Genomic DNA, 20,840 nt, shown 5'->3' on the forward strand with positions numbered 1-20,840 from the left:
TGTCCCGCGAGATTGAGGTGGAAGCATGACCGAAGCCGGCACGCAGCAGGAGCGAGAGGGCCGTACCGCGGCCGATCTCGACCAGGAGGCGCAGGCAGCCGAGGCATCGTCGGCGGGTGGCGACGTCGCCAAGGTCGAGGACCTCGAGGAGGCCATGCGTGACGTGGTCGACCCCGAGCTCGGCATCAACGTCGTCGACCTGGGCCTGGTGTACGACATTCGGGTGGAGCCGGACAACACGGCGACCATCGACATGACGTTGACGTCGGCGGCCTGCCCGCTGACGGACGTGATCGAGGACCAGACGGCGTCGGTGCTGAAGGGTTCCGGCAAGCTCGTCGACGATTACCGGATCAACTGGGTCTGGATGCCGCCGTGGGGCCCGGAGAAGATCACCGACGACGGTCGCGAGCAGTTGCGCGCCCTCGGGTTCACCGTCTGAGGCGTTCGACGGCCTGATTCGACGTCACGTGCCGGACACCCATTCCCGGGTGTCCGGCACGTGTGTTTCGTGGGGGCCGCCCTGGGCGACGGCGGGCGGCGCGTCTGCCAGGGCGGCGGCTCGGGCGGGCGCGTCGGGAGCGGCGAGGGTCAGAGGGACGCGCTGAGTGCTTCGAGGAGCCGGTCGGCGCGGCCGTCGGCGTTCTCGCTGCGCAGTTCGTTGGTGACGAACGAGAATCCGAGTCGTTCCCGGGGCCACGCGCCGTGGCGCCCGCCGCCGGCCCCGGAGTGGCCGAACGCGCCCGCCGACCGTCCAGTGGGCCCGTAGGTGCCGATCGGATCCTCGAGTTCGTAGCCGAGGCCGAACCGCAGTGGCCGGTCGTTGAGGGCGTCGACGCCCTCGGACCAGGCGCGGGTGGCCCGGGCGAGCGTGTCCGGCGCCACGACGTGGCCGCGGGCGAGCAGATCGTAGAGCCGCGCCATCGACAGGGCCGTGCCGGTGCCGCTTCCGGCGGCCAGTTCGGCGCGGCGGTAGGCGGCCGAATTCATCCGCTCGTCCGAGTCGAGCAGCCCCGCGTACATGCGTTCGACGACCTTCCGGCGTTCCGGGTCGTCGAGGAACGTGCTGATGGCGTACCCGGGTGCGCGCTGCAGCCGTGCCGTGCGGGCGTCGAGGTGCTCGGGCGTGCCGAGGTGCAGGTCGAGCCCGAACGGCTCGGCCACGACCTCCCGCACCAGGGTGCCCACGGAGCGGCCCGTCGCGCGGCGCAGCAGTTCCGCCACGAGATGGCCGAAGGTCAGGGCGTGGTAGGCCACGCGCGTTCCCGGCGTCCACAACGGATCCTGCGCCGCCAGCAGCGCGGCGCAGGATCGGTTGTCGAGCATGTCGTGCTCGCCGTCCACATAGGGCAGACCGGCGGTGTGTGACAGCACCTGGCCGATCGTGGCGTCGGCGGTGAACTCGGGCCACAGGTCCCGGACGGGTGCGGCCGGGTCGAGGACGTCGAGCGCCGCGACGACGGTGGCGACGACGCCCTTCGTCCCGGAGAACAGGACGCACAGGGTGTCCTCGCGCCACGGCACGGCCGATCCCGGGTCGGCGAGGCCGCCCCACAGGTCGACCACCGCCGTGCCGTCGCGTACGACGGAGAACGAGGAACCGCCGCGCGCGTCGGCGAGTACATCGGTGAAGGCGTCCCGCACGGGTTCGAAACCCGGTGCGACCGTCCCGTGGACCGCCATCGTCACATCCTCGGCGTGTTGGCGAGTAGTTCGCGCGTGTACTCGTGTGACGGCGAGTCGAGGACCTCGTCGACCGTGCCGGATTCGACGACCTCTCCGCCGCGCAGTACCGCGATCCGGTCGGCGACGTGCCGTGCCAGCGCGATGTTGTGGGTGACGAACAGCATCGCGGTGCCCAGGTCGCGCCGTAGCTCGCAGAGCAGGTCGACGATCGTGGCCTGCACGGAGACGTCGAGCGCGGAGGTCACCTCGTCGCACAGCAGTACCTCAGGCGTGGTCACCAGCGCACGGGCGATGGCCGCGCGCTGGCGCTGCCCGCCCGAGAGCTCGTCGGGAAGCCGCTGCGCGAGCGCGGGATCGAGACGGACCCGTTCCAGCGTCTCGGCCACGCGTGCGCGTCGTGCGGTGACGTCGAGGTCCGTCAGGGTCCGCAACGGCAACTCCACCGATTGGGCGATGGTCTTGCGGGGGTTGAGGGACGAGTACGGGCTCTGGAACACGTACTGCACCGAGCGCAGCTGCTCCGCGGTGCGCCGCTGCGTCGAGGCGGCCAGCGGCGCACCGGCCAGCGACACCGTGCCGGTGTGCGGTTCACCCAGTCCGGCCACGCATTGCGACAGCGTGGTCTTACCGGAGCCCGATTCGCCGAGCAGCATCAGGCATTCGCCTGCGCGTACGTCCAGAGACACGTCGCGCAACACCCGGTGGTCGCCGTACGAGACGGACAGGCCGGACACCGACAGGGCAGGCGTGTGCTCCGGGATGCCGCTCGAGGCGGGCGTGGAACCGCCTGCCCCTGCGCACGCACCCGCGGCAGGGGCGTCACCGTCCGATGCGGACGCGACGGCGTGCGTGCCGGGTGCGGACGCCGCGGTGACACCCGTGCCGTCGAGGTGCGGCACCGCGGTGACGAGTTCCCGGGTGTAGGCGTGCGAGGGCGCGCGGAGCACCTCCTCGGCGGAGCCGCACTCGACGACCTCGCCGCGGCGCAGCACCGCGACCCGGTGGGCGATCGTGGCGACGACCGCCAGGTCGTGGGTGATGTAGAGCGCGGCGGTGTCGTGTTCGGTGGTCAGCGCCGCGACCGTGCGCAGGACCAGCGTCTGCGTGGTGACGTCGAGTCCGGTCGTCGGCTCGTCGAGCACCACGACGCTCGGCCTGCAGGCGAACGCCATCGCGATGCCGACGCGCTGCTGCTGGCCGCCGGACAGTTCGTGCGGGTACCGGCGCCGGTAGGCCTCGTCGTCGGGGAGGCCGACCTCGGCCAGCACCTCGCCGACGCGTGCGGAGCGTTCGGCCGCGGACGCGCCGTAGCCGTGCGTCTCGAGCACCTCGTCGATCTGCCTGCCGATGCGCAGCGCCGGGTTGAGCGAGGCCGCCGGGTCCTGGGGAATGTAGGCGACGGTGCTGCCGCGCAGCGCCCGGCGTTCCCGCTCGCCTGCGTCCAGCACGGACACCGGCGCCGCGTCACCGGACTGCACCGAGACGTCGCCGCCGGTGTGGACGAGCCCGCGGCGGAAGTGGCCGAGCGCGGCCAGCCCCGCCGTGGTCTTGCCGGAGCCGGATTCGCCGACCAGCGCCAGCACCTCCCCGGGAGCGATCTCGTACGACACGCCTTTCAGCACGGGTTGTCCGGTGACGGTGTCGACGCGCAGGTTCCGGGCGACGAGGGTATGGGTCACCGTGGTGGTTGCGGTCATGCCGAGGCCTCCTTCGCTGAGTGCGACGTGCCTGCGTTCGAGGTGCGCGCGGCCGCCGAGGCGAGCGAGTCGGTGATCAGGTTCGTGCCGACGGTCAGCACGGCGATCGCGAGCACGGGCAGCACCACGCCCCACGGTTCGACGACCAGGGCGATGCGGTTCTCGTTGATCATCAGGCCCCAGTCCGCGGTCGGCGGCTGGATGCCGAGGCCGAGGAACGACAGGGACGCGACGTAGCCGATGGAGTACGTCAGCCGCAGGCCGAGTTCGACCATCAGCGGACCGGTGATGTTGGGCAGCACCTCGCGCAGCAGGATGCGCCTGCGCGGCATGGCGTACATGCGGGCGGCGCGAATGAAGTCCGCGTCCTTGACCGCCACCGTGGACTGTCTGGCCACACGGGCGACCCGGGGCGCGTGGGTGATACCGATGACCAGCACCAGCAGCCAGCCTTCCGGGCCGATCATGGCGATCGCCAGCAGCGCGAACACCAGCTGCGGGAACGACAGCAGCACGTCGCTGCCGCGCATGATCAGCGAGTCGAGCCTGCCTCCGCTGTAGCCGGCGAACATGCCCAAGGCGGCTCCCAGCACCAGGCCGAGCGCCGTGGCCAACACCGCGTAGATCAGCAGCGTCAGGCCACCGGAGAGGAACCGCGTGAACACGTCGCGCCCGAGGCCGTCGGTGCCGGCGATGCCGCCCGACTGGAACGGTTTGCCCGCGAAGCCGGTCGTGTCGTGGCCGGTCAGCCAGGGGCCCACCCACGGGCCGAGTACCGCGACGCCGACGACGACCGTCGTGAGTGCCAGGCCGATCTTCGCCTGGGGCAGGGCCAACGCGCGCCGCAGCAGCGTGGGTTGTGTGGTCGTCGCCGTCATCGGGACACCTCCGCGCGCAGCTTGGGGTTGGTCATGATGCCGACGATGTCGGCGATCAGATTCACCACGATGTAGACGCCGGCGATGAGCAGCGTGATCGCCTGGACGACCGCGACGTCACGGTTGTTGACCGCGTCGATGAGCGCCTGTCCGATGCCGGGGTAGCGGAAGAGGAACTCGACCACCACGACACCGCCCGCGAGCCACGCCAGCTGGATCGCGATCACCTGTGCGACGGGGCCGATCGCATGCGGTACGGCGTGCCGGGTGATGACGACCCGTTCGGGAAGGCCTTTGAGGCGGGCCATCTCGACGTAGCCGCTGTCGAGCACCTCGCTCATCGTCGCGCGCATCATGCGCGTGATGTAGGGGGTGACGACGAGCGTCAGCGTCAGAATCGGCAACACGAGCTGGATCGGCTGCGACCACACCGGCTCACCGGGCGGTGCCAGCGTCACGGAGGGGAACACGGGCAGCACCGTCGTCGACAGCACGACGATCAGCGCGACACCGATGACGAACTCGGGAAGCGCGGCGACGACCAGGCTGATGCCGGACACGGTGTGGTCGACGGCGCGGCCGCGCCGCAACGCCGACCACGTGCCGAGCGCGAGGCCACCGGCCGTGCTGATCACGGCGGCGCCGACGAGCAGCACCAGCGAGGCGCCGATGCGGCCGCCCAGCAGCTCGGTCACCGGGCCCTGGGAGGCAGCCGACGTGCCGAGGTCGCCGGTCAGCACACCACCGAGCCAGTCGAGGTAGCGCTGCCACACGGGCGCGTCGAGGCCGAGTTGCTCGTTCAGCGCGGCGATGCGCTCGGGCGTGGCCTGCTGGCCGAGGATGGCCCGGGCCGGATCACCCGGCAGCAGCAACGTCGCGACGAACACCAGCAGCGACACCAGCCACAACACGGCGACGCTGACCGCGAGCCTGCGCAGAATCAGTCGGAACACGAAATCCTCACCTCCTCAGCCGAGCCAGACGTGGCCGAACGAATAGCCGGACAGGGGCAGGCCGGTGCGGTCCGGGACGAGCCCGGCGACGTAGACCTGATGGGCGTCGACCTGGTTGACGAATCCCCAGACGATCAGGCCGCCGCGTTCGTACTCGATGCGCTGCGCTTGTTTCAGCAGTCGGGCGCGTTTGCCGGTGTCGCTCGTGCGGTTCGCCGTGCGGACGAGCCGCACGAACTCCGGGTCCTGCCAGTGCGTCTCGTTGTAGGGCGAGTCCGGCAGTGAGCCGTTCGCGACCTGCGGCAGGTAGTTGCGCGTGTACCAGAAGTCCTGGGCGAAATCCCACTTCAGGTAGTTGTCGCCGTAGAAGGTGGTGGTGTCGACGCGCCGGAGGCGCACGTTCACGCCGGCGGCCTTCGCCTGCTGCTGGAACACCTGTGCGGCCTCGACGGCCCCGGCCTGGATGGGCGCGGTGACGAGTTCGATGTCGAGGTTCGACTTGCCTGCCTCGGCCAGGAGCCTGCGCGCCTCGGCGATGTCTTGCGTGCGTTGGGGCAGCTCGGAGGCGTAGGCGGGATCGAACGGTGCGTACAGGTCGTTGCCGACGCGGCCCTGACCGGACAGCACCTGGTTGATCATCTGCTCGCGGTCGACGACGAGGCGCAGGGCCTGCCGGACGCGTACGTCGTCGAACGGCGGACGGTCGACGCGCATGGTGAACGGCAGCCACGTGCCGGTCTCCGACGAGAGGATGCGCATCCGTTCGTCGCTGCGCAGGACGTCGACGAGTGCGACGGGCACCTGGTCGATCGCGTCGACCTGGGAGGCGAGCAGCGCGTTGATCCGTGCGTCGTCCTCGGTGAAGTTGATGAGGACGAGCTCGTCGAGGTACGGCCGGTCGGGACGCCAGTAATGCGGGTTGCGCACGAACCGGCTCTGCAGTCCCGCGGTGAACGACTCGGCGCGGAAAGGGCCGGTTCCGACCGGCTTCGCGACGTCGAAGTCGGCGGGCACGATGCCGAGGGAGTACTGGCCGAGGTAGTCGGCGAACACCGCCGACGGTTCGCTCAGGTGGAACTCGACCTGCCGGTCGCCCTTGGCGGTCACACTGTCGAGCATCGAGAGGCTGGCCGCGCCGGACTTCGGGTCGTCGGGGTCCATGATGCGGCGGAACGTGGCGACGACGTCCGCCGGGGTCACCGGCCTGCCGTCGTGGAACCGGATGTCTTTGCGGAGGGTCGCGGTCCAGGTCGCCGCGTCGGCCGAGGGTTCGAGTTTCTCGGCGACGAGGTACGAGACCTCGTAGTCGTGGTCGCGGTAGACCAGCGGTTCGTAGAGGTTGCGCACCCGCGCGATGTCCGGGTTGGTGGTGGGCGAGTGCGGGTCGAGTGAGTCGGAGGCGCCACCGCCGGTGACGCCGACGCGCAGCGTGCCGCCGCGCTTCGGAGGGCCGGTCGGCGCCGCGGCGGCGTCACTGCGCCCGCCGCAGGCCGACAGGAACGGGACGGCGCCGGCCAGCGCGGCGCTACCGAGGAGGAACTTCCTTCGAGAGATACGGGTGTCGTGGTTGTCTAGGGACATGAAGGGCTTTCCGTCGGGGACAGGGGCGGGTCATGAGCGGATCGCTCTTCCCGCGTACTCCGGCGCCGGCTGGAGCAGGCGGCGGAGCTTGTCCGCCACGTGATCCGGGAACGGCGCCGCCCCCTCGTCGGCGACGTGGATCGCCGTCAGCTCTTCGGTCGCCACGAGCTCTCCGCCGACGCGGAGTTCGTGGCACAGCACTGCCTTCTTGGCCGCCACCGAGGTCACGAACGTGGTGACGTGGAGGTCGGCGCCGGCGCCGACCTCCCGCAGGTACCGCACGTGTGCCTCGACGGTGTAGAGCGAACACCCGGTCTCGGCGCGGTACGTCTCGCCGAGACCGACGTGGTCCATCAGGTTCGTCGTGGCGAAGCCGAACACCATGACGTAGAACGGCTCGCTGAGGTGACCGTTGTAGTCGATCCATTCGTCGCGGACCCGGTCGAGGTACTCGAGGACGTCAGTCATCGGTGCGTCCCCGGGATTCGGCGACGGCACGCTGCACCGCGATGACGGCGCGGTCCCGCTCGGCGACGAGCTCGGCGATGCTCCGGCCGTCGGCCTCGGACTCGCAGCCCGCGACCATGTCGTCGCGCAGCCGTGTCGTCAGTTCCGGCGCGGTGAGCCTCGTCCACGGTGCCTCGAGCGACGGTCCGAAGTGGTCGAGCATGTGTGCCATACCGCCCTCGCCGCCCGCGAGGTGGAACGTCAGGCACGGGCCGTGGACCGGCCAGCGCAGGCCGGGGCCGTCGGTGATGGCGGTGTCGATCTGCTCGACGGTCGCCTCGCCCTCGGACACCATGTGGAGCGCCTCCCGCCAGAGCGCCTCCTGCAGGCGATTGGCGATGAAGCCCGGCAGCTCGCGGTCCATGGTGATGACGGACTTGCCGACGTGCCGGTAGAACGCGCTCGCCCGGTCGACCGCCCAGCGTTCGGACTTCTCGCCGCCGACGACCTCGACGAGCGGGATGAGGTACGGCGGATTGAACGGGTGGCCGACGACGAGCCGCGCGGGGTTGGCGGCGGTCGTGGCCATGTCGCTCATCGGAAATCCCGAGGTGGACGAGGCGATGACCACGTCCGGTGCCGTGGCGGCGTCGATGTCGGCGAGGAGCGTGCGCTTGAGGTCGAGGTCCTCGGGCGCGCTCTCCTGCACGAACTCGGCGTTGTCGACGGCCTCCGCCAGGGTCGGCAGCACGGTGAGGTTGTCCTGGGCTGCGCCCTCGGCCAGGCCCAGTTCGGTCAGTGCGGGCCACGCGCCCGCCACGACGCGGCGCAGCTTCGCCTCGGCGTCGGGTGCCGGGTCCCAGGCGCGTACCCGGTAGCCGCGCGCGAGGAAGTGGGCGGCCCAGCCGCCGCCGATGACGCCGGCGCCGATGCAGGCGACGGTGGTGATGCCTGCCGGGTCGATGTCGGAGGGGGTGTCAGGCACGGTCGGCTCCCGTCAGGTTCAACTGGGCACGTGCCTCGTCCGGGGTGGCGACGGTGCCGCCGAGGCCCTCGACGATGCTCACGGCGCGCTCGACCAGCTGGGCGTTGGTCGCCTTGACGCCCTTGGCGAGGTACAGGTTGTCCTCGAGGCCGACGCGCACGTGGCCGCCGAGCAGCGCCGACTGTGCCACCCATGGCAGCTGGTTGCGGCCGATCGCGAACGAGGCCCATTGCGCGTCCTCGGGCAGCATGTTGACCATCGTCTGCAGCAGCTCGGGGTTCGCCGGGGCGCCGTACGGGATGCCCATGCACAGCTGGAACAGCGGCGGCGCGTCGATCAGGCCTTCCTCGATCAGTTTCGTGGCCAGCCACAGTTGTCCGGTGTCGAAGATCTCCAGTTCGGGCTTGACGCCGAGCTCCTGGATCCGCTTCATACCGGTCCGCAGCATGTCCGGGGTCGACACGTAGAGCTGGCTGCCCTCGCCGAAGTTGAGCGAGCCGCAGTCCTGGGTGCAGATGTCGGGCAGCAGCTCCTCGACGTGCGGAAGCCGGTCCGTGGCGTTCACGAGGTCGGTGCCGTCGACGGGCTTGAGCGGGTCGTCCTGGTCGAGGAAGAGATCGCCGCCCATGCCCGCGGTCAGGTTGACGACGACGTCCACACCGGACTCCCGGATGCGACGCACGACCTCGCGGTACAGCGAGACGTCGCGGGATCCCTGGCCTGTCTCGATGTTGCGCACGTGGATGTGGACGACGGCGGCACCCGCGTTGGCGGCGGCGACGGCGTCGGAGGCGATCTGTGCCGGCGTCACCGGCACGTGCTCGCTCTTGCCCACGGTGTCACCCGCGCCGGTCAGCGCGGCGGTGACGATGACTCTGTCTCGCATGGAGGGTTTCACAATCCTTTTCCGGCGATGGTGCGGTCGATGAAGTCCTTGAGGTGCTCACGCATGGCCTCGACCGAACTGCCCGGTTTGCCGGTGAGCACCTGGATGCCGAGCCCGTCCACGAGCGCGCTCAGCTGGGTGGTGATCGCGTCGGGGTCCCGCTCCGCGAAGACGCCCTGCTCCTGTCCACGCCGGATCGTCATCGCGATCGTGTGGAACCACCGGTCGTAGGAGTCCCAGTAGAGACCGCGCATCTCGGGGTTGAGCGCGGACTCGTTCCACACCTGCAGCCAGACCGACCACTCGTCGTGGAGCAGACCGTCGGTGGGCAGTTGCAGCTCGACGAGCCGCAACAGCCGTTCGTAGGCGTTGTCGATCGTGTGCAGCTCGGCGACCTGTCGGTCGAACGCGAGCTTGACGTTCCGCCGCAACGCTTCGGTGAGCACGGCCTTCTTGGTGGGGAAGTGGTAGTGGATGCTCGCCGCGCTCTGGCCGCACGCCTTGGCGATGTCGGCGATACGCACGTGGTGGTAGCCACGCTCGGCGATGAGCTCCCACGCGGTTTCCAGGATTCTCCTGCGGGTCTCCGGTTGTGGACCGTCCTGTGTGGAGCTCGCCGACGGGGCGGGCACCGCGGTGACGGTCACGGCGTCGTCGCTGCCGTTCAGCAGCCAGTTCACCGTGACACCGGAGTGTTCGGCGATCCGGACGAGTTCGTGGGGCGAGAACCTGCGGGTTCCCTTGAGCGATTTGGACAGTTTCGTTTCGTCCAGTCCGATCGCCGTCGCGAACTCACGTTGTGCGCCGGGCTTCGCGGGGAGCAGTCCCCGGATGCGGTCGCGCAGTCCGTCCGTTTCGGCCATGTCGCGGGACCGTAGTAATCCCTTGCGGTGATCGCAAGGGGCTGACTGGTAAATCAGTCAGGCGCAAGTCTGTGAACTGCGTCTATGTGCGCAAGGAGGTGTGGGTCACCGCCATGCGGGTAGCGCGGTGCAGGTGGTCGCCGCGTGGCCGGGAACGTGTGCCGGCCTCGAAGAATCGGCGCACGGCTTCGTCGTGGTCGCATAGTGTGTCGTGCATGGGAACTACGGACACCGCGCGCACGACACGACGGAACGCCGAAGCGGAGGCCGGGGGCTTCGCGGATCTGGTGAGCAGCCCGTTCCGCATCGACAGGGATCGCATCGCCGCGTCGCCGTACTTCGCCCGGTTGTCCGGCGTCACCCAGGTGGTCAGCACCGGTGGGTCGGGGTTGTTGCACAACCGGCTCACCCACAGTCTGAAGGTCGCGCAGGTGGCGCGGGCGATCGCGGAACGGCTCGGCGCCGACGGGGAGGCGAGCGCGGTCGTCGGCAAGCTCGGCGGGTGTGACCCGGATGTCGCGGAGGCGGCGGCGCTCGGCCACGACCTGGGGCACCCGCCGTTCGGGCATCTCGGCGAGCAGGTCCTGGATCGCATCGCGCGGCGGAGGTACGGCCTGTCCGACGGATTCGAGGGCAACGCGCAGACGTTCCGGATCGTGACGACCACAGAGGTGGGCGGCCCGACGCCCGAGGGGCTGAATCTGACGACGGCCACCCGCGCCGCGCTGCTCAAGTACCCGTGGCTGCGGCTGCACCGCCCCGAACCGCACCCGGCGACGATGGACGAACCGCCGCGTGGCGCGGCCGAAGGGGAGGAGGCGGGCACCGGGTCGGCCAAGTTCTCGGCGTACGTCACCGAGCTCGACGACGTCCACCAGGCCCGCGCGCCGTTCTCCGACCTCGTCGAACCGTGGCAGCAGACCGTCGAGGCGTCGGTGATGGATCTCGCCGACGACATCGCCTACGCGATCCACGACCTGCAGGATTTCCATCGGATCGGGGTGTTGCAGCACGCGTCGGTGGCGACGGAGTTGGGCCGGTGGCTCGCCGAGCCGGGTGCATTCGCGGCGCTGTCGGACGAGACGTTGCGCGAGGTGCACGGTCGTCCCGGTCGGTCGCTGGAGTCGTTGCGGCGGCGGTTGCACGCCAAGGACGCGTGGATCGCCGACGACGCGGTGTTCGCCGGAGCGGTGGCCCGGGTTCAGCATCAGCTCGTCGACGGTCTGCTGGCGAGCCCGTTCGACGGCTCGGTCGAGGCCGAACAGGCGATGGCGACGTTCTCCGCGGGGTGGACGGCGCGGCTGGCCGACGGTGTGATCATCACCCCGTCGCCGACGACCCGCAGCGGCCACGTGACGTTGCGGCAGCCGCAGTGGCACGAGGTGCAGGTGCTGAAGTTCGTGCACCGGCAGTTCGTGTTGCAGCGGCCGGACTTCGCGTTGCATCAGCGCGGGCAGGCCGCCCTGCTGACGTCCCTTGTGGACGCACTCGACAGCTGGCTCGGCGACCGCGACGAGGCCGACCGGCTGCCCCGCAAGCTGCACGACCTGGTCGCGCTGGCCAGCAACGAGTACGGCCGGTTGGTGCGCGAGAGCCCGGAGCTGCTGGTCGGCGCGACGGGGGAGAGGATCGAGGGCGCCGACGCCGTACGCGGGCTGGCGCGCGGCCGTGCGGTGGTCGACTTCGTCGCCTCGCTGACCGACGCGCAGGCCGCGACCATGCTCGAGGCCATCACCGGCCGTGGCGGCCAGCCGTGGTCGGATTCGTTCGTCCTGTGACGACCGCCCGGCCGTGTACTGGGCCCCGGCGGCGGCCACCGGCATCACGGGCGCACCGTCGGCGTCACCGACGTCCGACCCGCATCCGCTCAGAATCCCGTCGAACGACACCGGGTGTCCGCCGCCGTCGGCCCTGACGACAGGCGAGCCACGCTGTCGTCCAGCGCACGGGGTTCACACGCGAAGGCGTACTGCGTGATCACGTCTTCACCGACGGAGCCTGGCAGGACGCGGTGCCGCACTCCCTGCTCCTCGACGGGTGGGGCGCTCTCCGGGAATGAACCCGTGGCGTTCGCGGGGCGCCCGCGCGCCCCACACGTGACGCCTCCGCGCGCAACTCCGGGAGGTCCACATACGGTGACGCCCATGGCACGGGTGCGGCAGGTCGGCGGTGGCGGGAAGGCCGTCGAGGTGGAGCCGGAACGGCTCGCCGGCTGGTTCGACCGGTTCGCCGCGCGCAACGGCGGTGCCGCGTCGACTCGCGTGACGTCGACGCGGGTGGTCGTGACCGCGGGCGACGGCACGACGGCCACCGTCGACGTGCCGTTCCCGCCGCTGGAGGCCGGTCGCGGCGACAGTGAGGGCCTCGCCGTCGCCGCGCTCATCGACCACGTGACCGTCCGCAGGCGGATCGGCCTGCTGCTGGTGCGGCTCGGTGCGCACAGTGTGGGCATCGCCGAGGGAGCGGACGTCGTCGTCTCGCGGACCGACCGGCACCTCGTGCACGGGCGCAATGCCGCGGGCGGCTGGTCGCAGCAACGCTTCGCCCGGCGCAGGGACGGTCAGGTCCGGCAGGCGCTGCGTGCGACGGCAGCCGACGCGGCCGACGTCCTCGGTGGGGCGGTGTCCGAACTGGACGGTGTGGTGCTCGGCGGTGATCGCGCGGCCCTCGACGAGTTGCGCGACGACCCGCGCCTGCGGCCGGTCTTCGCTCTGGCCTCGTCCCGCGTCCTCGACGTGGCCGAGCCCCGCCGCGCCGTGCTGGACGAGGCGGCCCGGCGGGCGCGTGCCGTCGAGGTGATCATCCGGTGACCGCGGTCACCGTGGCCGAAACCCCGTTGCGGGCGCCCCGTACACTTGGATCCGTGGTCGTTCTGCTGGAGTAGCCCTCACGCCGTGCCCGTGCGCCTGCGCCCCGTGTGCGCCGCACGCGCGGGCGGCCTGCACGGACGTCTCCACCTTCCGAACCGACGCCACGGAGTTCCCTGTGATCACGGCTACCGGCCTGCAACTGCGCGCGGGCTCGCGCATCCTCCTCGACGACACGACCCTGCGGATCCAGCCGGGTGACCGCATCGGCCTGGTCGGCCGCAACGGTGCGGGCAAGACCACCACGCTCAAGGTCCTCGCGGGCGAAGGGGAGCCGTACGCGGGCGAGGTCACCGTCGGCGGCGAGGTCGGCTACCTGCCGCAGGACCCCCGCGAGGGCGATCTGTCGGTGTTGGCGAAGAACCGCGTGCTGTCGGCCCGCGGGCTCGACAAGATCCTCCGCGACATGGAGAAGGCGCAGACGGCGATGGCCGAGCTCGTCGACGACGGCGAGCGGGACAAGGCCGTGCGCAAGTACGGCAGGCTCGAGGAACGATTCTCCTCGCTCGGCGGCTACGCGGCCGAGAGCGAGGCCGCCCGCATCTGTGCCAACCTGGGTCTCGAGGAACGGATCCTCGACCAGCCGCTGCAGACCCTGTCGGGTGGACAGCGCAGGCGCGTGGAGCTCGCGCGGATCCTGTTCGCCGCCTCCGAGTCCGGCGCGGGCGGCAAGTCCGGCACGATGCTGTTGCTCGACGAGCCGACCAACCACCTCGACGCCGACTCGATCAGCTGGCTGCGAGGCTTCCTCAAGGCCCACGAGGGCGGACTGGTCGTCATCAGCCACGACGTCGATCTGCTCGACGAGGTCGTCAACAAGGTGTGGTTCCTCGACGCCACCCGCGGCGAGCTCGACGCCTACAACATGAACTGGAAGCGCTACCAGGAGGCGCGCGCGACCGACGAGAAGCGTCGCCGTCGCGAACGAGCCAACGCCGAGAAGAAGGCGAGCGCGCTGCAGCAGCAGGCCGCCAAGCTCGGCGCGAAGGCGACCAAGGCCGTGGCCGCGAAGAACATGGCACGCCGCGCCGACGAGATGCTGTCGAACCTCGACGAGGAGCGGCAGGCCGATAAGGTCGCGAAGATCAAGTTCCCGGCGCCGGCCCCCTGCGGCAAGACTCCGCTCACCGCTGAGGAGCTGTCCAAGTCGTACGGTTCGCTCGAGATCTTCACCGGCGTCGACCTGGCCATCGACCGCGGCTCGAAGGTCGTCGTGCTGGGCCTCAACGGCGCGGGAAAGACGACCCTGCTGCGCCTGCTCGGTGGCATGGAGAAACCCGACACCGGCTCCATGGTCCCCGGCCACGGGCTGCGACTCGGCTACTACGCCCAGGAGCACGAAACGCTCGACCACGACGCGTCGGTGTGGGAGAACATCCGGCACCTCGCCCCCGACACGGGTGCGCAGGAGTTGCGCACGCTGCTCGGGTCGTTCCTGTTCTCCGGTGAGCAGCTCGACCAGCCCGCCGGAACGCTGTCCGGCGGGGAGAAGACGCGGCTCGCGTTGGCCGGGCTCGTGTCCAGCGCCGCGAACGTGCTGCTGCTCGACGAGCCGACGAACAACCTGGACCCGGCCAGCCGCGAACAGGTGCTCGACGCGCTGCGCAGCTACACTGGGGCCGTCGTGCTCGTCACCCACGACCCGGGCGCGGTCGAGGCACTGGAACCGGAACGGGTGATCCTCCTGCCGGACGGCACGGAAGATCATTGGTCGGCCGATTATCTGGAACTGGTCCAGCTCGCCTGACGACAACCGCCACCGCGGGGCCGTTTCCGCCCCGTTTTCGTGGTCGGCGTCTCCTCGTTGACGATCAGCCAGGAATCCCGACTGATCATTAGTTGACGTGCACAAATACCGGATCGGCGCAACATTTCCGCGCTTCTACCGCGTTTTGCCGTTCTCGTCTGGCATTCCGGCCGTACGTGTTCGATCATTGCGACCACGGGGGTCGAATGTGGCCCAGAACACGAATAGGCGGAAGGTGGATCGACGTGGTTGACCTCAAGAAGGGCGCGCGTATCACCGGAAACACGCGTGACAAGCTCGCCGCCGACCTGAAGAAGAAGTACGAGAAGGGTGCGAGCATCCGGTCGCTGGCCGAATCGACCGGCCGGTCCTACGGCTTCGTGCACCGCGTGCTGTCCGAGTCGGGCGTGCAGCTTCGGGGGCGCGGCGGCGCCACGCGTGCCAAGAAGAAGTAGCGGCCTCACGACGTGGGCGTAGCAGACCTCCGCGCCTCGTCCCCGTCGCCAGGGTCGTCGTCCTGTGCGGAGCTGCCGGCCGGACTCCCGCCCGGGCCGACACGTTCCGGGAGGCCGGGCTGACGACGGTGCTCGCGGAGGCGGCGGTGCTCGCGGAGGCACAGCATCGCGCCGAGCAGGACGGCCGGATAGAGGAGGTAACCGAATCTCGTCGCCGGAGTGAGCAGCGTGAACGCGCCGAGCCCGACGGCAATGCGCAGCATGGCGTCGGCGCCGTCGAGCGGCGGGCGGACCACCAGCCAACACGTGATCGTCAGCGCCGCGAGGCCGAGTAGCACGAACGCGATCACCTCGCCCGCGGTGCCCGTGGCGGCGATGAGATGACCCGGCAGCGGGCTGGCTGCCGGTGACGAGACCGCGCCGAGCCCGGCCGGAAACCGCAGCACGTGCTCGGCCATGGCCTGTGCGTCGACGAGCACGGCCGGGAGGTGCACCGCGGCGCAGGTCACCGTGAACACACCGCAGAACCGGGCAAGCGCGCCCGCGCCGAGGCGCGCGCACACGAGCGTGCCCCCGACGACCGCGGCGGGCAGTACGATCAGCTTCGCGCTGGTGACCAGCGCCAGTACGAGTGCGGCCCACAGCGGGCGGTCGACCGCGGCGAGCGTCGTTCCGAGGATCAACAGGCCGGCGATCGCCAGGTCCGGACCTGCCGTGGCCCAGGTCAGGGCTGTCAGTGGAAACACCGCGGCGAGCTGCGCTGCGCGGACGGGAATGCGCGGACGGCCGAGCAGTCGCCACGCGCCCCAGACACATGCCACGGCGGCGAGCGCGAACAGCAGCCGGGCATCGGTGAGCAGATCGCCGGCCGGGCTGCCGCCGAACCATGCCCGGGGCAACCCGAACAGCGGCATCACGGGCCCGTAGGGCGTGTAGTCGTCGACCACGGGCGGCCTGCCGAGCGCGGTGACGTCGACGTAGGGCGTGCCTGTCGTGGTCAGCAGCTCGGCCGACCGTTCGATCACCCACACCTCGGGCTGGGCCGACCAACGCCCGGGGTCGGGACTCCAGTCACCGCCGGTGAGGCGCTGGACGAGGAGCGTGCCCAGTGGGGCGAGCATGCCCAGCGCGCCGATGACGCCGACGCCGGTCCAGCGGGAGGCCCACCGGCCGGTTGCGCGAGGGGAGAGGCGCAACCACAGCGTGTGGGCGAGGGCCAGGCCGTAGGCTGCGACGGCGAACCCGGCCCACACACGGAACCCGTAGTGCTTGTCGGTCAGGGCCAGGGCGAGGGCGTAACCGCTGCACAGCGCGTAGAGCACGAGGTCGAGCCGCAGTGGACGACCGGACGGCCCCTCGTCCCAGCTCACGCGTATCCAGTCTCCGGTGAGGCGCCTGCCCATGACGTGTCAGGTTAGGCGACAGGTCACAGCGCCGGGGAGGCAGCCGGGAATCCGTGTCGTCGATCGGGAAGGATCATGTGCCCGACGGTGTTGTGCAGGACATATGCCGGCCGTAGCTCGACCAATGTCGAGGGTTGGTGTGGACGGGAAGGGTGGACGGGAGACGCGGTGATGGACGGCAGCTGGTCACTGATGAGCGGCGCGATGCGCGCGGCGGACGCCCCGAAGGGTCTGCGGACGGGCACGGTACGACGGGTCGCGGCCTTCGCCCGGCCGCACTGGCGGCGACTGGCCGTCTTCCTCGCACTGACGGTCGTTGCCGCGGTCGTCGCCGTCTCGACGCCGCTGCTGGCCGGCCGCGTGGTGGATCAGATCGTCGGCGGGGGCACGACGAGCGCGGTCGTCTGGCTGGCACTCGCGATCGCCGGCCTCGCCATCGCCGACGCCGCCGTCGGACTCGCGGAACGTTGGCAGTCCGCCCACATCGGGGAAGGGCTGATCTTCGACCTCCGCCGCGCGGTGTTCGAACACGTCCAGCGCATGCCGATCGCGTTCTTCACCCGCACTCGCACCGGCGCACTGGTCAGCAGGCTCAACAACGACGTCATCGGCGCCCAGCGGACGTTCACCGCGACCCTGTCCGGCCTGGTGACGAACGTGATCCAGTTGCTGCTGTCGGTCGCCGTGATGGTCACGCTGTCCTGGCAGGTGACCCTGCTGGCGCTCGTGTTGCTGCCAATCTTCGTGATCCCTGCCCGCCGGATCGCCCGGCGGATGGCCGATCTGCAGCGCGAGTCGGCCGAACAGAACGCCTCGATGACGACCCAGATGACCGAACGGTTCTCCGCACCCGGTGCGACCCTGGTCAAACTCTTCGGCAGGCCGCGCGAGGAGGCGGGCGAGTTCGCCGAGCGTGCCGGGCGCGTACGGGATCTCGGCGTGCGGACCGCGATGCTCACCCGCTGGTTCATGACGACCCTGACACTCGTCTCCGCACTCGCGCTCGCCCTCGTGTACGGCCTGGGTGGCTGGCTCGCACTCGACGGGCAGCTGGCCGCGGGCACGGTCGTGTCCCTCGCGCTGCTGCTCACCCGGCTGTACACGCCGCTGACCGCGTTGGCGAACGTGCGCGTCGACGTGATGACTGCGCTCGTGTCGTTCGAGCGGATCTTCGAGGTGCTCGATCTGGACCCGATGATCACCGAGCGGGAGCGGCCGCGGGAGCTGCCCGCCGGACCGGTGTCGGTCGAGTTCGACGCGGTGCGGTTCGCCTACCCGTCGCCGGACTCGTACTCGCTGGCCTCGCTCGAGGACGTCGCCGTGCTCGACCACCGTGGCGGCGAGGAGGTGCTGCACGGCGTGAGCTTCCGCGCCGAGGCGGGGGAGATGGTGGCACTCGTCGGTCCGTCCGGCGCGGGCAAGTCCACGATCGCCGGTCTCGTGCCGCGGCTCTACGACGTCGATGCGGGTGCCGTCCGGTTGTCGGACGTCGACGTTCGCGACCTCGGTTTCGACTCGGTCAAATCGACCGTCGGCGTCGTCACGCAGGACGGGCACCTGTTCCACGACACGATCCGTGCCAATCTGGCGTACGTGAGCCCGGGCGTCGCCGACGCGGACATCTGGCACGCCCTCGACCGCGCACGGCTGACCGACCTGGTGCGCTCGCTGCCCGACGGCCTCGACACCGTGGTCGGGGAACGCGGCTATCGGCTCTCCGGCGGTGAACGGCAGCGGCTCACGATCGCGCGGCTGTTGCTGGCCCAGCCCCGCGTGGTCGTGCTCGACGAGGCGACCGCGCACCTGGATTCCGAATCCGAGGTCGCGGTGTCGGAGGCGCTGGCCGAAGCCCTCGCCGGACGCACCTCGCTCGTGATCGCACACCGGCTCTCCACGATCCGTGCGGCCGACCGCATCTGCGTCGTCGCGGAGGGCCGGGTCGTCGAGCAGGGCACCCACGACGAGTTGCTGGCCGCCGACGGCCGGTACGCCCAGCTGTACCGCACCCAGTTCCGCGACGGATCCGGCACCGACGACGAATCCACCGACGACGACCCCGCAGGCGACGGACCGGTCGAGGCGGCGGGCGACGAAGCGGTCGTGGCGTGACCGGCGCGGGCGGTGAGGACCGCGACGGCGGCGTGGCGGATGCGGCGTATCCGGCGCTGACGGTGCGCCGCGCCCGAGGCACGGTCCGCGGTGTGGCGCTCGTCCTGCACGGCGGGGCCGAACACGGCACCGACCCGGTCCGGCCGTGGCGCAGCGCCTACCTCCGGATGGTGCCGTTCGCGCGTGCGCTGGCGGCGACCTACGGCAGCTGCGGTGTGGACGTGTACCTGCTGCGCAACCGCGTCCGGGGCTGGAACGGGACGGCACAGGACCCCGTGGTGGACGCGCGCCGGGCGCTGGCCCGCATCCGGCGGGAGCGGCCCGGCGTCCCGGTCACCCTGACCGGGCACTCGATGGGAGGCAGGGTCGCACTCCGCACGGCCGACGACGCGGCCGTGCGGGCGGTGTGCGCACTCGCGCCCTGGACACCCGACGACGACCCGGTCGAGCCGGTCCGTGGTCGCCGCGTACTCGTCGCGCACGGTATGGACGACGAGCGCACGGCCCCGGAGGCGTCACGCGCCTACGCCGAGCGCGCCGCGGCCGTGGCCGAGCACGCCGCATGGGTCGGACTCACCGGTGAGCGGCACGCCATGCTGCGAAGGCCGGGCGTGTGGCGACGGCTCGTACTCGACACGACGGCGCGCGGGCTGGACCTGCCGGTCGGGCCACGCGTGGCCGATCTCGACACGGAACGGTGTGAGACTGCTCCCACGTGCCTGTCGATCACGATGTGACGTACTGTGACCTGCGGTCGGACCACCCACGGGCGGCAGCACGCGGGCGCACCGTGCAACCGAATCGGGGACACGTGCGTCTCCGGCAGTGGGTGTGCGGTTTAGTGGTCCCGAGCGCCGCCGGCGCGACGGACGTGCCGCACCAGAGGTGGCAGACGAGCAGTACCGAGATCGAGCGGTACCGAGACGGACCGGGAGACGGCCATGACGCAGGGCGGGCAGTACGGCGGGGGATGGCCGGAAGGCCGACCGCCGCACGGACACCGGCGACCGCCGCGTGGCCCGGCCGGTCCGCCCGGCGGACCCGGCGGTCCGGGAGCACCGGGTGGTCCGGGGCGGCCCGGTGGCGGTCCACCGGGCGCACGTCCGGGGCCGCGTGGGCCGCGTGACCACCAGCGGGCCCAGATGATGCCGTTGCCGGGCAGCGACCAGGCGCGGCGCGTGCCGCCCCAGCAGGACACGCGGATCGCCCCGCCTCCCGAGGAGCCGCCGCCGGAGCGGCCGGCCGGGGCGCAGCGCCCGCAGGGCCGCCCGAAGCGCCGGCGCTCGTTCGGCAAGATCGCCGGATCGTTGGCGATGGTGATCGTCCTGTTGCTGGCCGGGGTATGGCTGTACCTGGAGTTCTCGATCAACCGCATCGACGCCATCCAGGACTACGAGGGCAGGCCCGCCGCCGCTGCGGGCACCAACTGGCTGATCGTCGGCTCGGACTCGAGGGATGGGCTCGACCAGGACCAGAAGGACGCGCTGGCCACCGGCGACGCGGGCGGCAATCGCACCGACACGATGATGATCGCGCACCTGCCGGACAACGACACGAAGCCGACGTTGCTGAGCCTGCCGCGTGACTCGGTCGTCGAGATCCCCGGCCACGGCAGCGGCAAGATCAACTCGGCGTTCGCAATCGGCGGAGCGCCGCTGCTGGCGAAGACCATCGAACAGGCCACCGACCTGCGCATCGACCACTACGCGGAGATCGGGTTCGGCGGGTTCGCCGGCATGGTCGATGCGATGGGCGGCGTCGAGATGAACATCGAGCAGAAGATGCACGACCCGAAGACGGGGATCACCATTCCGGCGGGTGAGCAGGAGCTCGACGGCGCGCAGGCCCTCGGCTTCGTCCGGATGCGCTACAGCGCCGCGACGCCCCGTTCCGACCTGGACCGGGTGGTCAACCAGCGCCGCTTCATCGGCGAGATGGTGAGCCAGATGTCCAGTCCGGCCACGCTGCTGAACCCGTTCGCCGTGGTGCCGTTGCTGGGCGAGGCGCCGGACGCGCTCACGATGGACGACGACGACCACCTGCACCACCTGGTCGCACTGGCCTGGGCCATGCGCGGTATCTCCAGCGGCGGTGTGGTCAGCACGACGATGCCGACGGCGTCGTCGTCGGCCGAACAGTGGGACGAAGCGCGCTCGACCGCGTTGCTCGACGCGCTGCGCAACGACACGCCCGTGCCGGAGAACGCCATCGTGGAGTGACCCATGACCGGTGGCTCGCCGAGCGCGGCGGGTCACCGGGTGGCACGGGGAACGTCGTCGGCCG

Annotated in this window: 18 protein-coding genes; 8 read left to right on the forward strand and 10 right to left on the reverse strand. The window is 70.8% G+C overall.

Annotated elements, in window-relative coordinates:
- Positions 1 to 25: 25 nt before the first annotated feature.
- Complete coding sequence (locus tag FHS23_RS08780) at positions 26 to 442, forward strand: metal-sulfur cluster assembly factor (protein WP_183651464.1); 417 nt, start codon at positions 26 to 28, stop codon at positions 440 to 442.
- Between the two features lie 149 nt (positions 443 to 591).
- On the opposite strand, the gene FHS23_RS08785 is transcribed toward FHS23_RS08780, so the two are convergent.
- From FHS23_RS08785 to FHS23_RS08825, 9 genes are read right to left on the reverse strand one after another with little or no spacing between them, the layout of a single operon-like run.
- Positions 592 to 1,683, reverse strand: a complete 1,092-nt coding sequence (locus tag FHS23_RS08785; RefSeq protein WP_183651467.1) for a serine hydrolase domain-containing protein — start codon at positions 1,681 to 1,683, stop codon at positions 592 to 594.
- A gap of 2 nt (positions 1,684 to 1,685) precedes the next feature.
- The gene (nikE, locus tag FHS23_RS08790; RefSeq protein ID WP_183651470.1) at positions 1,686 to 3,383 is read right to left on the reverse strand and encodes a nickel ABC transporter ATP-binding protein NikE; all 1,698 of its coding nucleotides are present in this window, start codon (positions 3,381 to 3,383) and stop codon (positions 1,686 to 1,688) included.
- Positions 3,380 to 4,261: an ABC transporter permease gene (locus tag FHS23_RS08795; protein WP_183651473.1), complete on the reverse strand. Its 882-nt coding sequence runs from the start codon at positions 4,259 to 4,261 to the stop codon at positions 3,380 to 3,382. Before FHS23_RS08795 ends, nikE begins: the two co-directional genes overlap by 4 nt.
- Positions 4,258 to 5,214: an ABC transporter permease subunit gene (locus FHS23_RS08800; protein ID WP_183651476.1), complete on the reverse strand. Its 957-nt coding sequence runs from the start codon at positions 5,212 to 5,214 to the stop codon at positions 4,258 to 4,260. The genes FHS23_RS08795 and FHS23_RS08800 overlap by 4 nt, the downstream gene beginning before the upstream one ends.
- A gap of 15 nt (positions 5,215 to 5,229) precedes the next feature.
- Entirely contained in the window at positions 5,230 to 6,795 is a 1,566-nt protein-coding gene (locus tag FHS23_RS08805; protein WP_183651479.1) for an ABC transporter substrate-binding protein, read from the reverse strand.
- A gap of 30 nt (positions 6,796 to 6,825) precedes the next feature.
- Positions 6,826 to 7,263, reverse strand: coding sequence for a thioesterase family protein (locus FHS23_RS08810; protein ID WP_183651482.1), 438 nt, complete (start codon positions 7,261 to 7,263; stop codon positions 6,826 to 6,828).
- The gene (locus FHS23_RS08815) at positions 7,256 to 8,227 is read right to left on the reverse strand and encodes a 3-hydroxyacyl-CoA dehydrogenase NAD-binding domain-containing protein (RefSeq protein ID WP_343053763.1); all 972 of its coding nucleotides are present in this window, start codon (positions 8,225 to 8,227) and stop codon (positions 7,256 to 7,258) included. The genes FHS23_RS08810 and FHS23_RS08815 overlap by 8 nt, the downstream gene beginning before the upstream one ends.
- Positions 8,220 to 9,113 (reverse strand): beta-keto acid cleavage family enzyme, encoded by an 894-nt coding sequence (locus tag FHS23_RS08820; RefSeq protein ID WP_183651485.1) that lies wholly within the window; start codon positions 9,111 to 9,113, stop codon positions 8,220 to 8,222. Before FHS23_RS08820 ends, FHS23_RS08815 begins: the two co-directional genes overlap by 8 nt.
- 8 nt (positions 9,114 to 9,121) lie before the next feature.
- Positions 9,122 to 9,976 (reverse strand): TetR/AcrR family transcriptional regulator, encoded by an 855-nt coding sequence (locus tag FHS23_RS08825; RefSeq protein WP_183651488.1) that lies wholly within the window; start codon positions 9,974 to 9,976, stop codon positions 9,122 to 9,124.
- Between the two features lie 215 nt (positions 9,977 to 10,191).
- Here FHS23_RS08825 and FHS23_RS08830 point away from each other — a divergent pair, with 215 nt between their 5' ends.
- From FHS23_RS08830 to FHS23_RS08845, 4 genes are all read left to right on the forward strand, one after another.
- On the forward strand, positions 10,192 to 11,754 hold the full coding sequence (locus tag FHS23_RS08830) for a deoxyguanosinetriphosphate triphosphohydrolase family protein (RefSeq protein WP_183651491.1): 1,563 nt from the start codon (positions 10,192 to 10,194) through the stop codon (positions 11,752 to 11,754).
- A gap of 366 nt (positions 11,755 to 12,120) precedes the next feature.
- Positions 12,121 to 12,786: an acVLRF1 family peptidyl-tRNA hydrolase gene (locus FHS23_RS08835; protein ID WP_183651494.1), complete on the forward strand. Its 666-nt coding sequence runs from the start codon at positions 12,121 to 12,123 to the stop codon at positions 12,784 to 12,786.
- A gap of 175 nt (positions 12,787 to 12,961) precedes the next feature.
- A complete protein-coding gene (locus FHS23_RS08840; RefSeq protein WP_183651497.1) occupies positions 12,962 to 14,590 on the forward strand; it encodes an ATP-binding cassette domain-containing protein in 1,629 nt (542 codons plus the stop codon).
- A gap of 245 nt (positions 14,591 to 14,835) precedes the next feature.
- Positions 14,836 to 15,045: a helix-turn-helix domain-containing protein gene (locus tag FHS23_RS08845; RefSeq protein ID WP_183651500.1), complete on the forward strand. Its 210-nt coding sequence runs from the start codon at positions 14,836 to 14,838 to the stop codon at positions 15,043 to 15,045.
- 5 nt (positions 15,046 to 15,050) lie between these two features.
- Here FHS23_RS08845 and FHS23_RS08850 read toward each other — a convergent pair whose 3' ends face one another.
- Positions 15,051 to 16,448 carry a glycosyltransferase family 87 protein gene (locus tag FHS23_RS08850; RefSeq protein ID WP_183651503.1) on the reverse strand — a complete coding sequence of 466 codons (1,398 nt, stop codon included), beginning with the start codon at positions 16,446 to 16,448 and terminating at the stop codon, positions 15,051 to 15,053.
- Positions 16,449 to 16,619: 171 nt separating this feature from the next.
- Here FHS23_RS08850 and FHS23_RS08855 point away from each other — a divergent pair, with 171 nt between their 5' ends.
- From FHS23_RS08855 to FHS23_RS08865, 3 genes are all read left to right on the forward strand, one after another.
- Complete coding sequence (locus FHS23_RS08855) at positions 16,620 to 18,557, forward strand: ABC transporter ATP-binding protein (protein ID WP_183653659.1); 1,938 nt, start codon at positions 16,620 to 16,622, stop codon at positions 18,555 to 18,557.
- Positions 18,554 to 19,294 carry an alpha/beta fold hydrolase gene (locus FHS23_RS08860; RefSeq protein ID WP_425501108.1) on the forward strand — a complete coding sequence of 247 codons (741 nt, stop codon included), beginning with the start codon at positions 18,554 to 18,556 and terminating at the stop codon, positions 19,292 to 19,294. Before FHS23_RS08855 ends, FHS23_RS08860 begins: the two co-directional genes overlap by 4 nt.
- 405 nt (positions 19,295 to 19,699) lie before the next feature.
- A complete protein-coding gene (locus FHS23_RS08865) occupies positions 19,700 to 20,776 on the forward strand; it encodes an LCP family protein (RefSeq protein WP_183651505.1) in 1,077 nt (358 codons plus the stop codon).
- Positions 20,777 to 20,840: the final 64 nt, after the last annotated feature.

This window comes from Prauserella isguenensis, from assembly GCF_014191605.1.
In the GTDB taxonomy this organism is placed as follows: Bacteria; Actinomycetota; Actinomycetes; order Mycobacteriales; family Pseudonocardiaceae; genus Prauserella; species Prauserella isguenensis.